The organism is Orrella daihaiensis (assembly GCF_022811525.1).
Lineage (GTDB): Bacteria > Pseudomonadota > Gammaproteobacteria > Burkholderiales > Burkholderiaceae_B > Algicoccus > Algicoccus daihaiensis.
This window is the reverse complement of the sequence record NZ_CP063982.1, coordinates 2,295,106-2,308,127: the sequence shown is the minus strand read 5'-3', so window position 1 is coordinate 2,308,127 and position 13,022 is coordinate 2,295,106. Positions and strand designations below refer to the sequence as shown.

Here is a 13,022-nt window from a genome sequence, read left to right as displayed (position 1 = left end):
GTTTGTACCAACCGTAAAGCGTCCCATGTCTACCGCAACAACCCAAGCGTCATTTAGTTATCGCCCTATCCTGATTGGCACACTGTTTGTGCTGTTGGCGATGGGCACGCGTGCCACGTTTGGTCTATTCATGCAGCCAATGGGTTTACATCATGGATGGAGTCGAGATGTGTTCTCGATGGCATTTGCCCTACAGAACATTACCTGGGGTTTAGGGGCAATCGCAGCAGGCATGATGGCCGATCGTTTTGGCTCCGGTCGCACCGTGGCGCTTGCTGCGTTTCTTTATGCCATGGGGTTGCTAGGTACTCGGTTTGCCTCAACAGAGTTGGAGCTTTATCTAACCGCTGGTTTATTGGTTGGTTTAGGTCAAGCTGGCACCACGTTTGCAGTGATACTGCCTGTGATTGCGCGCACAGTGCCCGTCAGCTACCGGTCAACTGCCATGGGTATCGCTAGCGCAGGCGGTTCTTTGGGGCAGTTTTTAGTGGTGCCTACTGGTCAGGTGTTGATTGACACCCTTGACTGGACAGGTGCTTATTGGGTGCTATCTTTTTTTCTGGCAGCAGCCATTCCGCTTGCTTGGTATTTGCGCGGCAAACCTGACGGCAGTGGCATTCAGTTATCGCTTCGTCAAGCAATCAAACAAGCGCTAACTCATTCCAGCTTTCACTTTTTGTTTTGGAGCTATTTCGTTTGCGGGTTTCACACTGCATTCATTACATTGCATCTGCCCGCATTCGTGGTCGATGAGGGCTTGAGTGCCAGCACGGGTGCGATTGCGATTGCGCTCATCGGTTTATTCAATGTTTTTGGCTCCTATTGGGCGGGGCGTCTTGGTGGCACCTACAGCAAGAAAAATCTCCTCGGTGCGGTTTATGCCCTCCGAATAGTTGGTATGTTGTGGTTGATGTTCATGCCAATTTCACCGCTCGTGGTTTATGTGTTTGCCGCCTGGATGGGCTTGTTCTGGTTGGGGACTGTGCCGCTGACTCAAGGGTTGATTGCCCAGATCTATGGGCTTCGCTATGCGGCAACCCTATCAGGTATGGTGTTTCTGGGGCATCAGGTTGGAAGCTTTGTGGGCGTTTGGCTTGGCGGCAAAGTCCAGGCGGTTACCGGTAGTTACGATATAGTGTGGTGGATAGGGATTGCTTTGGCGTTAATCGCCGGCGCGCTGTGTTTGCCGATACGAGAAAAGCCGCTGGTCGCACCCGCTGTTCAGCCAGCCTAGTCGTTTAGCGGAGGTTTGTGATGGGTGATTCGACTTCACCGACAGATTCAACCACCATGCCCAAACTGGGCCTTGGTTGGCGTATTGCTGGTTGGGGTGCGCTGATAACAATTCTCGCGGTTGGGTTTGCTGGCTATTTCTTGCCAGGCTTGCGTCTTAACTGGGAAACGATTGCCGCAATGTGCGGTTTTTAACTCATGCGTGAGCTACCGTTTGCTGCGACGACGCTAGCTGAACTATCTACATTGTCGCCGGCCAATACGCTGGTGTTGACTGTTAATAATCGACTGGCCCGCACTTTGACGGCCAAACTTGCTGAGACCGTCAAAGCGGGTGCGGCTGAGCTAGTCAAAATTGAGCCCTGGGCAGCATGGTTAACCAATCAAGTCGTCGAGCGCCTTTATGCGGACGGCATAGAAGGGTTTTCGCGGGTTCTTGATACGCAGACGACCCGGTTGGTCTGGGCCGAGGCAATCAGCGCCACTGAGGGTGGACGCAGCTTGATTGATACTGACCAGGTTGCGGCAATTGCTGCCGATGCCGACGCATTGCTTTTGAACTGGCATATTGATGTGCCAAGCTCCATGCACACACCTGATTACGAGCGGTTTCTGGCTTGGCGAAGTGTCTATGAGCACAGGCTCGCCAAGCTTGATGCGATTGATGTGTCGCGGGTCTCTGGACATGTTGCCAAATGGATCTCGTCCAATGAGCTGGATTTGCCAGCCAACATCGTATTGATGGGTTTTACCGAGTTGACTGCAGCCATGCGCACGGTGCTTGATGCCATGCAGGCTGCTGGGGTGGCGGTGAGCTATTTGACCGCGTTACAGCAGACCGACGCTACAAGTCTCACCAAGGTTGCATTGGCAACGCCCGAACAACAATGGCTCGCAGCTATCACTTGGGCGCATGATCGACTCCATGTCAACCCTGAAGGGCGTTATGCGATCGTGGTGCCATCGCTGCAAAATGAAGCGACCGAAGCACGCCGATTGCTCGAGCGAGAGCTTGGGGGCTTGGCTTATAACGTTGCTGTAGCGCCACCTTTATCGCAGTGGCCCCTGGGACATGCCATGCTGAGTTGGCTCAGATTGGTGATTGAGTTGGGTGATCGTGGCCGAGTGGAGCCGGCAGTTGCTGGTCAAGCGTTATTGGCTGGTGGCTGTGCCGCCAGCACGTCCGAAGCAGGGGCGCGTGCCATGCTTGATGCCCGCTGGCGGCATCGGCAGTCGTTGTTGCTGTCCATGGCTCAGTGGCAAGACGACATCAACGATTTGCCCAGACTGGCGCAAGCTTGGCAAGCTGCCATAACGGCATGGCAGAAAATTGCTAGAGGGAAACAAAGCTGGTTTGACTGGGCCAATGGTTTTAGACGCATATTGTTAGCCTTGGGCTTTCCAGGCGAGGGCACTCAGACCTCGGTTCAGTATCAGACAACTTCTGCGCTTGATCAGCTGATGTCTGCCTTGGCTGCCCTAGACGATAGCCTTGATGCACCAGATGCCAGAGGTGCTTGGAAGATGCTGTCACGTTTGGCGCGACAGACCTTATTTCAACCTCAACGTGACCCCGATGCCCGATTGGATGTGCTCGGACTGTTGGAGGCAGAGGGTGGACGTTGGGATGGCGTTTGGGTGATGGGTATGACCGATGAGGTGTTGCCAGCGGTGATCAATCCCAATCCCTTGATTCCTGTCACAGCGTTGGCTCAAGCTGGAGCGCCTAGGTCAACAGCGCAACGGGAGCTTGAATGGGCAACGCAGTTGATGCAAGCTTTGCAACGTTCGGGCGATGAAGTGATCTTCAGCTGGCCCGAGCGCGATGGTGAGAAACCGAATCGACCGTCACCGCTTTTGGCGACATTGCCATTTGGCGAAGCCGCCATTGGGAACCTTGACAGAGAGCTGCCACCCCCGATCCAGACGCAAACCTGGTCTGATGGACAACCGCTAGCCCTCACATCTGCCGAGGTCATTCGCGGGGGCGTTTCGGTCGTGCAAACACAGGCGGCTAACCCCTTGTGGGCGTTTTTCCAGCATCGCTTAAACGTACGTGGATTGCCGCCACACGCACAGTGGCCAGCCAATTTCGATCGCGGTCAGTTTTTGCACCGGATATTGGAGTTGTTGTGGACGCGGTGGGGTACGCAAACGCGCATGTTGGAACAAACCTCTAAGCCTCATTGGCCAGACGAATTGCGCTTGCTCATTGAAAAAGTTGCAGCTGACAAACTCGCGCAGTGGCCTGAGGCCTTGCGTGAATTAGAGCAACAGCGTGGCTTTGAAGTAATTGATGCGTGGCTTGCGTTTGAGGCTGCGCGTGAGCCATTTAAGGTTGTCGAATGCGAGCGTGATCACGACTTCATCGAGGGTCCGTTGTCATTGCGTTTGACCATTGATCGGGTTGATGAACTGGCCTCTGGGCAGCGTGTGGTGTTTGACTATAAGAGTGGTTCAACATTGCCGCAGCCAGCTACCGATTGGCAGTCAATGGCGTTACGTAATGCTCAATTGTTGGTTTATGCCAGTACATTGTCCAGTGAAGGTCGAACACCTGATGCGTTGGGCTGGATCTGGCTTCATGCTGCAGGTATAGAAGTCAAGGGACTTGCTGCAGAGCCGATTGAGGTGCCAGGCATTGCGCCCTTGGGGCAACAAAAATGGGCTGAGTATGACTGGGATGAGCAGATCAAACGCTGGGATGCTCGTGTTCGTCAATTAGCTCGGGAATTTGCGGCTGGCGGGTACGAGAACCGATTCTGGCAACGCAAGGATATGGACTACTGCACGATTAAGCCGTTGCTTCGTGTGCATGCGGAGCCTGATGATGAGTGATCGTCAACCACCCGATATGGCAGCGCGTCGGGCAGCCATTGATCCTACGCGCTCATTTATTGTCCAGGCTCCGGCTGGTTCTGGCAAAACTTCACTGTTGACCGATCGCATATTGGCACTACTTGCGCTTGTGGATCAACCCGAGCAGATTGTTGCCATGACATTTACTCGAAAAGCGGCAGCGGAAATGCATGCGCGCGTCATGGAAAAACTTCAACGCGCCATGTCATCGGAGCCACCAATAGATGATCATGAGCGCCAGGGCTGGCAGCTCGCACAAGCTGCACTGGCCCGCGATGAGCATCAAGGTTGGGGTTTGTTGCAGCACCCGGCCAGGTTACGGATACAAACGATTGACTCATTTTGTGCATCACTCGTTAGATCGATGCCATGGCTAACGGGTTTGGGTGGTATGCCAAGCATTGTCGATGACGCGCCAGCCCTGTATACGGAGGCGGCTCGCCGAACGGTTGAGTTGGCTGGTGAGCAAGAGTGTGTTCAGCAGTTACTTAGACATCTAGATCTCAATGTTGCGGATGTGGTGCAGGCGATCGCTGATATGCTGGGCAAACGCGATCACTGGCTACCGTTGCTTGACCATGGCCAAGATAGTGACATGCTCGAGGTGTTTTTAGAGCAGACGATCGCCGATGAGCTTCTGTGCCTGGCCCAGTCCATGCCCGTTGGGTGGCAACATCAACTTGCTTTGCCAGCTCGCCAAGCGGCACAAGCCTTGATCGATGACGGGCGAGCGGATCATCCGATAGTCGCATTGCTCGACTGGCAGGCTGGCGAGCTGCAGCCAGATCCGAGTGATTTACCCCTTTGGCGTGGTTTGCGCGCTTTGCTATTGACCGGTGATGGTGCGCTGAGAAAAACGGTTAACAAAAATTCAGGTTGTCTCCCAGACTCACCACAAAAGCTGGCTTTGCTCGAATGGCTCGTCACCAACTCAAGTGGGGACAGATCAGAGGCCTGGGTTGAGGCATTGAATTCGGTGGGTAGCATGCCCGATGCTGTGTTGACGCCGCAGCAGCGCAAAATCCTTGCTGCCCAGCTAGATTGTTTGCGCTTGGCAGCAGCTAACTTGTTGTTGATTTTTGCCGAACGCGGCGAAGTGGACTTTATTGAAGTCGCTCACCGCGCCGTCCTGGCCCTAGGCGGGGCAGACGATCCGAGCGATTTGTTGCTAAAGCTAGATAATCGAATTGCACACTTGCTGGTTGATGAATTTCAAGACACCAGTCAGACACAGCTAGAGTTGTTAAAACGCTTGACAGCCGGCTGGCAGCCAGCAGATGCGAGAACGCTGTTTCTGGTGGGCGACCCTATGCAGTCAATCTACCGCTTTCGAAAGGCTGAAGTGAGTCTGTTTTTGAAAGTCCAGGCAGAGGGAGTCGGTGATTTGAAATTGGAGCCACTTACTTTGACAGCCAATTTTCGGTCGCAAGCAGGTGTGGTCGATTGGGTCAATCAAACGTTTGGGCCTTTATTCCCTACAGCAAACCATCCAGAATTTGGGGCCATTCGATATGAGAAGGCCTACCCGTGGCGGGCGACATCTAATGAAGCCGCGGTGCGTTGGTACTTGGAGCCTGACAATCAAACTGCTTGGATGCGCGTGGTAGATATAGCCCGTCATGCATGGGAGGCTCACCGAGAGTCAGATAAACCAATGGCGATACTCGTGAGGTCACGTCCTCACCTCGGAGATGTCACTCGAGCTTTGACAAAAGCCGGCCTGCCATGTCGAGCGATCGAACTCGATAGTCTTAAATCGAGGACAGTTGTGGTTGACCTCCTGCAGCTTGCCCGCGCACTTTGTCATCGCGGTGATCGTGCTGCCTGGTTGGCAGTGTTACGCGCCCCTTGGTGCGGTTTAACGCTCGACACCATGATGCGCCTCTTTATGGATGAACGTAAGGCGGTTTGCGATGTATTAACGAGTTGTCTAGATATGCCGCAAATGCCTCAAGGGATTGATCCTGAGCAGTGGGTACGTGTTCTTGGTGTTGGGAAGGTATTGCTTGGCGCGTTAACTGATGCACAAGCCAAACCCTTTGTGGCGCGACTTGAGGCTACGTGGCGGGCGCTACAAGGTGATCGGCTGATAACAGCAGCCTCGGATTTGCTTGATGCGCAATCGTTTCTCAGCCTTGTTCAACGTTTGTCAGACTACAGCCACATTGATCTAGACGAACTTGAGCGCCAGTTGGCTCGACTTTATGCAGAGCCCCAAACATCAGGTCGGGCTATTGAAGTAATGACCATGCACAAAGCCAAGGGTCTGGAATTCGAGGTGGTCGTTCTGCTAGGTTTGGAGCGTCAGGCTAAATCCGATAGTGCTCCCTTGGTACGCGTTGAGCAGCACGATCAACGGGTTTTGTTTGGACCGATCAAAGCGCGTATTGAAGATGAGCAGGATCCTTTGTCAAGGTACTTGGCCCAACGAGAGAAGATGCGGCAGTATTTTGAGGTTGACCGATTGCTGTATGTGGCCGCCACACGCGCCCGTGAATCACTGCATCTGGTTGCGGTAGGTGCGATCAATGAGAAGACCGGTGACTGGGCTGAGCCCCACAAAAGCAGCCTGCTCTCTAGACTTTGGCCCTTCAAGCCCGTAATCCAGATGCCGGATAGTGATACGTCAGCCTGTGAAGACGATCAACCCAAGCCTATTTGGCAAGCACCCCCTCTATTACGCGTCTCTGAGCCTATTGTGATTGATCAGATTCAAGTATCCAGAGATCAGTTCAATCGTGGCTCGGATCGATATAGTTGGCCCAGTGCTGAGTCGTCAGAAAGAATCAGCGGTATTCTGATTCATGCATGGCTCGCGCGGTTTGCGTTGCTAGATAAGTCGCGCAGGCCCGTACTGCCGTCGCAGCAGGCGCTCGAGCGTCAACTGAGAGCGCTTGGTTTGCCGGAACCACTGCGCCAACATGCTGCCAGTGAGGTTGCGGCCGCACTTAGCGCAATGCTTGCCAGTGAACGAGGCCAGTGGTTACTTGGCCAACCGTTGCGCCAGGTTGAATGGGCTTTGATTGATGCCCGTCAGACGGTATCGATTATGGATCTGGCGATCGATTTGTCTGAGGGCTGGTTGGTGGTTGACTACAAAACATCTCGTCCGGCTGCCTCGGAAGATAAGCAGGCCTTTGCTAACCGGATGATTGATCGATATAGCGCTCAAATGAGGCGTTACCGTGAACAATTGCAATTGCTGGATGGTCGGAACGCTAGGTCAGTTCTTTATTTTCCGCGAGATGACCTCTGGCTGGACGTGCAATGAACGGGGCAGCACACTGAGCCTGCTAGAATGTCTTCGGGCGGGCCCCTTCGCATGACTCAGCGGTGAAACTGGTCAGGTCGGGAACGAAGCAGCCACAGCCGTGCCGAGTCAGTGCCGGAGTAAGGCTCGCCTCCTGGCATCCATGATCTGGATGCCCCGTACAACATGGCGCGCGTCAGCGTACGCAGATAGGTGCGATGAGTTATTTAGTTCTAGCCCGAAAGTGGCGGCCGCGAGATTTCGAGAGCCTGGTCGGACAAGATCACGTGGTCCGAGCGTTAACGCACGCCTTATCTACAGGTCGGTTGCACCACGCCTGGCTTTTTACGGGTACTCGTGGTGTTGGTAAAACCACCTTGTCTCGAATTTTGGCTAAATCGCTGAACTGTGAAACTGGCATTACGGCCACTGCCTGCGGGCAATGTCGAGCTTGCACTGAAATAGATGGTGGTCGCTTTGTCGACTACGTCGAGCTTGACGCAGCATCGAACCGTGGTGTTGAGGAAATGACGCAGCTCCTGGAGCAAGCTGTGTATGCGCCAGCGGTCGGGCGCTTTAAGGTTTACATGATCGACGAAGTGCACATGCTCTCTGGTCATGCGTTTAATGCGATGCTCAAGACGCTTGAAGAGCCGCCACCGCATGTCAAATTCATTTTGGCGACGACTGACCCACAAAAGATTCCCCCCACGGTATTATCGCGGTGCCTGCAATTTAACCTGAAGCAGATGCCACCTGAGGCGGTCGCTGAATACTTGCAAAAAGTATTGACGCAAGAGGGTATACCCTATGAGTCCAAAGCTCTGCGGCTAATTGGTCAGGCTGCCTCTGGGTCCATGCGAGATGCTCTTTCACTGACGGATCAGGCCATCGCTTATAGCAGTGCCAACCTGAGTGCTGAGGCTGTGCGCACCATGCTCGGTAGCGTGGATCAGACCCATCTGACCCAGTTATTAAAAGCCTTGCTCAGCGGCGATGCCGCTGGTGTTTTGGCGGTCGCAGATGCGTTGGCTAGCCGTGGGATTTCGTTTCGAGCTGCACTGGCAGACCTCGCTGTGCTCATGTCGCAGTTAGCCATACACCAGCGGGTGCCCACAGAGTCGGATAGTCTGGATGCACTAGATGATGAGCAACGTGAACTGGCAAAGATGATGCCTGCGGATTTGCTGCAATTGTTCTATACCGTTGCTGTTCATGGTCGCCAGGAGATGTCACTGGCGCCCGATGAATATGCTGGATTTATGATGGTTTGTCTGAAAATGTTGTCGTTTGTCGACGTTAATGCATCAGACATGCAACCCAAGCCGTCGGCTGAAAAAAAAACTCTGACGTATGAGCAAATCGACCAAGCTGATCAAAGTCCTGCTCGGTCTAGCGTCATTAAAAACCAAAGCGACCAATCGACTGTTCCGATTCAAGCGTCAGAAAACAAGACTCAAACCAAGGCGCTTGAGGATTCAATCCCAGATACTCAGATTAAGCTAGATGAGCGATTCGTACTTAATTGGCCTCATTTTGCGGTTGGCTTGCCACTGACCGGTATGGCTCAGCAGCTCGCCACCCAGTCGGCCTGCGCGGGTGCAAGCGATGATGCGTTATCGTTAGTTGTTCCAACACAGGCACTCACCCAGGGCGCTCACGTTAAACGTTTGTCCGAAGTGCTTGCCCAGACACTAGGGCGGCCCATTCAGATCAAGTTGATGGTGGGTGAATTGGGCGAGGGGGCTTCCTCCCAGTCGATTGCGGACGCTCAGGCACGCGAGCGACAGCTAGAGGCGGAAGAAATTGTGCGCGATGATCCTTTCGTGAACGCATTGATCGAAGGGTTTGGTGCACACGTTGTACCTGGATCGGTGCGTGCGGCCGATGGGTCTGGTTAGAGTGAGTGTTGACTTAAGTTTGACTACGTTTTTGTGTGGGTTGTTCAAGGACTGAAGACATGATGAAAGGACAGATGGCCGGCTTAATGCGTCAGGCCCAACAAATGCAGGAAAATCTAAAGAAAGCTCAGGAGGCACTTGCTGACCTGCTAGTCGAGGGTGCCGCCGGAGGTAATCTGGTTAAGGTGACCATGTCATGCAGGCATGATGTCAAGCGCGTTGAGATCGATCCAAGCTTGCTTGGTGAAGACAAGGATATGTTGGAAGATCTGGTGGCTGCGGCCTTCAATGACGCGTTGCGCAAGGCTGAAGCCACCGCTCAGGAGAGAATGGCGTCAGTGACCGCTGGCATGCCATTGCCGCCGGGCATGAAACTGCCTTTCTAGTTTATGCAACCGCACCTGCCCGAGCCCCAAGCGCTAGTTGCGTTGGTAGACGCCTTGCGTGCACTACCGGGTGTAGGTGTGCGAACTGCCAGGCGAATGGCTTATCACCTCTTGCAACACGACCCCGATGCGGCACATAACCTCAGCAATGCGCTAGAGCTAGCGCTCAACAACTTACAGCATTGCGAAAAGTGCAATGGTTTTACGCAAGAAGTGATTTGTCCTACCTGTGTGAGCCCGAACCGTGACACGAGTTTGTTATGTGTAGTGGAAACGGCAGCTGACCAGAATATTATTGAGTCAACACATAATTACAAAGGTCTTTATTTTGTGTTGATGGGTCGTATTGCTCCGCTTGAAGGCATGGGCGCCAATGAGATCCAGTTAGCCCGTTTACTCGAAAGGGCTTGTGATGGTTTAGTGCGGGAAGTCATCCTCGCGACTAATTTCACTGCCGAAGGTGATACGACGGCTCATTATTTGTCTGAGGTGTTGCGAGCCAAGGGTCTGTCGGTTACCCGGATAGCCAGAGGCGTACCAGCTGGTAGTGAAATCGAGTACGTCGACGCGGGTACGGTGGCTTGGGCGCTGATGGAGCGCAAGCCAGCCTAGTATTCAATACGTGCGAGCGGTTAATTTAAACCCTGTTCGCTAAGTAGACTTTTTATTAGTCGGACTTTTTTGTACAAGTTTCAAAACGCTAGAGAAGTCAAGCTTGCCGTGACCATCTTCACTGTGTTGTGCGTACAGATCATGTGCTAGTTCACCAAGGCGGGCAGAGCAATCGCTTTGTACAGCTGCTTGAAGTGCCAAGCCCAGATCCTTGATCATCAAATCCACACCAAACCCACCGGCATAGTTCTTGGCTGCTGGTACGTTCTCCATCACGCCAGGCCATGGGTTGTAGACTTCAACTGCCCAATTACGCCCTGAGCTACGCGTCATAATGTCTGATAAAACTTTGGGGTCCAGTCCGTTGGCTACACCGAGGTTTAAGGCCTCAGCTGTGGCGATCATTTGAATCCCAAGCACCATGTTGTTCGCTATTTTTGCGGCTTGCCCGGCCCCTGCTTCACCGGCATGAAAGATATTGCTGCCCATCAGCTCCAATAAGGGGCGCGCCCGTTCAACCGCATCTGGTTTCCCCCCAATAATGAAAGTTAGCGTGCCTGCGGCTGCTCCATGAGTGCCACCGGAGACAGGTGCATCGATGATATCCAGATTCAGTCTGTGAGCAGCTTGTGCCAACTGACGACTAGTCGCAGGCGCGATAGTGCTGCAATCTAATACTAGCGTGTCGGGGGCTAGCTTATTAAGTATGCCGTCTTCACCTAGGTAGAGTGCTTGTACGTGCTGACTGGCAGGCAGCATACTGATCACGATATGTGCATCGGTAACCGCTTGTTGCGCACTGTCGCAAACAGTAGCACCGAGGTTTGCAAATGGTGCTGATAGTGATGGCACCAGGTCATACACTCGTAGCTTCAAACCTCCCTTGATAAGATTGCGTGCCATGGGTCCACCCATATTGCCCAACCCTATAAAAGCGACAGTGTTCATGTTAAGTCCTCCTCCATACTGTTAAGACACGCTTCTGATTGAGCGATTTATTGTGTTCTTTATCGTCCTGAAAATTTTGGTGGCCGTCTCTCCTTAAACGCCCGTGCGCCCTCTAACAAATCCTCAGATCTTTCTGATTGCCGCACCAAGGCTTCAATTGCCTGAAAATCCATATCATTATTGGCAATTTGATTTAGGTGTGATTTCACGCCAAGCAATGGGATCGGTGCCATTTGTGTTAGCGTTTCAAGAAGTGCTTGTGTTTTGATGCCCAGTTCCGTTGCTGGCACTAGATCCGTCAAAAAACCAATGCGCAGCATCTCTGACGCATCAATTTTTTCAGCAGTCAGAAAAAGTCGTTTGGCTTGGTCAATGCCTAGTCTGGTGACATAGCGCCTCAAGCCGCCAGGATAAAAGTGCAATCCTAATCGCGTGGCTGGCATGAACATATTGCAATCGAAGCTTCCTATCCGAAAGTCACAGGCAAGCGCCAAATCAGTGCCCCCACCGTAGATTCCGCCCTGGATCATTGCAACGGTGACTGGTCGTGCTTGCTCGAGACGGTCAACTGTTTGTCCGAAGTACAGTGAACTTGGTGCACTACTTTGCCCGAGCGCGCCAATGTCATACCCTGAACAAAAGTATTTACCCTGAGCTTTCAGTAGCAGAACAAGAATCTCAGGGTTCTGGTCAACCGTCTGGATGTGAGCGTTAAGCACCTCTAAGTCATTGGGGCTCAAGCGATTAGCCACAGTCGGACGACAAAACTCAATGATTGCCACCGGTCCATCCAGGGTCAGTTGCGGCATGCCGTCGGTTGGGTGGGCTTGAGCCATGACAGGTTCTATAGCCGCGCGATCAGAAGCTGATCAAGTTTTCGGGCATCAGCTACAAATGCCCGAATTCCTTGGGCAAGTTTGTCAGTAGCCATCGCATCTTCGTTTAGCAGAAAGCGGAAACTAGGCTCATCAAGTTTCAGGGTCTCGGGTGCGTTGGCGCTGGCAAAGGCAGGGGTCAGTCGCGAGGTGAGCACACCTTCGGCTGCATCAAGTTCGGTCAGCAGTTCGGGGCTGATGGTCAGAAGGTCGCAACCTGCCAGCGCTAGGATCTGGCCGATATTCCTGAAACTTGCCCCCATAATTTCCGTGGTGATCCCGTGGGTCTTGAAGTATGAGTAGATTCGCGAGACCGACTCCACCCCGGGATCGTTAGCACCGGAATGCGCAGCTTCATCCCAGTGAACGCCAGCCTGTTGTTTGTGCCAGTCGTAGATGCGTCCCACAAAAGGGGAAATGAGTTGAACCTGCGCATTGGCGCAGGCCACCGCTTGTACAAGACTGAACAGTAATGTCAGGTTGCAAGCAATGCCTTCTTGCTGCAATACTTTTGCTGCTTCGATGCCTTCCCAAGTGGCGGCTATTTTGATGAGCACACGAGACTTATCGACATTGTGTTCACTATAAAAGGCAATAATTCGGCGTGCTCGTTCAATGGTGGCTTGCGTGTCAAACGACAGCCGTGCGTCCACTTCGGTGGAGACTCGACCCGGCACGATTTTAAGGATCTCGCTGCCGAAGGCGACTAACAGGCGGTCGACAACCTCATCGATGGGTAGGCCTTTGCTCTGCGAGGTGACTGCATCGAGCAAATCCTGGTAGGCGGGTAACTGAACTGCCTTCAGGATCAGTGATGGGTTGGTTGTGGCATCAGTAGGGGAGAAGCGTCTCATCCCCTCAAAATCACCAGTGTCGGCCACTACTGTGGTGGATTGTTTGAGTGCATCGAGCAAAGTTGGCATAGGTTATACTTGAAAGGTTTGAATATCGATTTTGA

The 13,022-nt window shown here is 53.1% G+C and carries 10 protein-coding genes and 1 other RNA gene; 8 read left to right on the top strand and 3 right to left on the bottom strand.

Annotation, left to right across the window (positions count from 1 at the left end; translation table 11 throughout):
• The first annotated feature begins 25 nt into the window (after positions 1-25).
• The 8 genes from DHf2319_RS10630 to recR all read left to right on the top strand — a co-directional run bounded on the left by DHf2319_RS10630 (position 26) and on the right by recR (position 10,241).
• Positions 26-1,234, top strand: a complete 1,209-nt coding sequence (locus tag DHf2319_RS10630) for an MFS transporter (RefSeq protein ID WP_243478275.1) — start codon at positions 26-28, stop codon at positions 1,232-1,234.
• Between the two features lie 20 nt (positions 1,235-1,254).
• Positions 1,255-1,428 (top strand): hypothetical protein, encoded by a 174-nt coding sequence (locus DHf2319_RS10625; RefSeq protein WP_243478273.1) that lies wholly within the window; start codon positions 1,255-1,257, stop codon positions 1,426-1,428.
• Positions 1,429-1,431: 3 nt separating this feature from the next.
• Complete coding sequence (locus tag DHf2319_RS10620) at positions 1,432-4,071, top strand: PD-(D/E)XK nuclease family protein (protein WP_243478266.1); 2,640 nt, start codon at positions 1,432-1,434, stop codon at positions 4,069-4,071.
• Complete coding sequence (locus DHf2319_RS13220; protein WP_440137312.1) at positions 4,061-7,363, top strand: UvrD-helicase domain-containing protein; 3,303 nt, start codon at positions 4,061-4,063, stop codon at positions 7,361-7,363. Before DHf2319_RS10620 ends, DHf2319_RS13220 begins: the two co-directional genes overlap by 11 nt.
• A 36-nt stretch (positions 7,364-7,399) precedes the next feature.
• An RNA gene (gene ffs, locus DHf2319_RS10610) (signal recognition particle sRNA small type) lies at positions 7,400-7,497 on the top strand.
• A 63-nt stretch (positions 7,498-7,560) separates the two neighbouring features.
• Complete coding sequence (dnaX, locus tag DHf2319_RS10605; protein WP_243478264.1) at positions 7,561-9,243, top strand: DNA polymerase III subunit gamma/tau; 1,683 nt, start codon at positions 7,561-7,563, stop codon at positions 9,241-9,243.
• Between the two features lie 59 nt (positions 9,244-9,302).
• Positions 9,303-9,629: a YbaB/EbfC family nucleoid-associated protein gene (locus DHf2319_RS10600; protein WP_243478260.1), complete on the top strand. Its 327-nt coding sequence runs from the start codon at positions 9,303-9,305 to the stop codon at positions 9,627-9,629.
• Positions 9,630-9,632: 3 nt separating this feature from the next.
• Positions 9,633-10,241 carry a recombination mediator RecR gene (recR, locus tag DHf2319_RS10595; protein ID WP_243478258.1) on the top strand — a complete coding sequence of 203 codons (609 nt, stop codon included), beginning with the start codon at positions 9,633-9,635 and terminating at the stop codon, positions 10,239-10,241.
• Positions 10,242-10,280: 39 nt separating this feature from the next.
• Here the strand turns inward: recR and mmsB are convergent, their stop codons facing one another.
• The 3 genes from mmsB to tal are packed head-to-tail and all read right to left on the bottom strand — an operon-like array spanning position 10,281 to position 12,987.
• Positions 10,281-11,189 carry a 3-hydroxyisobutyrate dehydrogenase gene (mmsB, locus tag DHf2319_RS10590; protein WP_243478255.1) on the bottom strand — a complete coding sequence of 303 codons (909 nt, stop codon included), beginning with the start codon at positions 11,187-11,189 and terminating at the stop codon, positions 10,281-10,283.
• A gap of 59 nt (positions 11,190-11,248) precedes the next feature.
• The gene (locus tag DHf2319_RS10585) at positions 11,249-12,025 is read right to left on the bottom strand and encodes an enoyl-CoA hydratase/isomerase family protein (protein WP_243478253.1); all 777 of its coding nucleotides are present in this window, start codon (positions 12,023-12,025) and stop codon (positions 11,249-11,251) included.
• A gap of 8 nt (positions 12,026-12,033) precedes the next feature.
• Positions 12,034-12,987 carry a transaldolase gene (gene tal, locus DHf2319_RS10580; protein ID WP_243478251.1) on the bottom strand — a complete coding sequence of 318 codons (954 nt, stop codon included), beginning with the start codon at positions 12,985-12,987 and terminating at the stop codon, positions 12,034-12,036.
• Positions 12,988-13,022 lie beyond the last annotated feature (35 nt).

Bases quoted from the DNA above. Each gene is read 5' to 3' on its own strand.
- DHf2319_RS10630 (WP_243478275.1), top strand. From the start codon at position 26: ATGTCTACCGCAACAACCCAAGCGTCATTTAGTTATCGCCCTATCCTG.
- DHf2319_RS10625 (WP_243478273.1), top strand. From the start codon at position 1,255: ATGGGTGATTCGACTTCACCGACAGATTCAACCACCATGCCCAAACTG.
- DHf2319_RS10620 (WP_243478266.1), top strand. From the start codon at position 1,432: ATGCGTGAGCTACCGTTTGCTGCGACGACGCTAGCTGAACTATCTACA.
- DHf2319_RS13220 (WP_440137312.1), top strand. From the start codon at position 4,061: ATGATGAGTGATCGTCAACCACCCGATATGGCAGCGCGTCGGGCAGCC.
- dnaX (WP_243478264.1), top strand. From the start codon at position 7,561: ATGAGTTATTTAGTTCTAGCCCGAAAGTGGCGGCCGCGAGATTTCGAG.
- DHf2319_RS10600 (WP_243478260.1), top strand. From the start codon at position 9,303: ATGATGAAAGGACAGATGGCCGGCTTAATGCGTCAGGCCCAACAAATG.
- recR (WP_243478258.1), top strand. From the start codon at position 9,633: ATGCAACCGCACCTGCCCGAGCCCCAAGCGCTAGTTGCGTTGGTAGAC.
- mmsB (WP_243478255.1), bottom strand. From the start codon at position 11,189: ATGAACACTGTCGCTTTTATAGGGTTGGGCAATATGGGTGGACCCATG.
- DHf2319_RS10585 (WP_243478253.1), bottom strand. From the start codon at position 12,025: ATGGCTCAAGCCCACCCAACCGACGGCATGCCGCAACTGACCCTGGAT.
- tal (WP_243478251.1), bottom strand. From the start codon at position 12,987: ATGCCAACTTTGCTCGATGCACTCAAACAATCCACCACAGTAGTGGCC.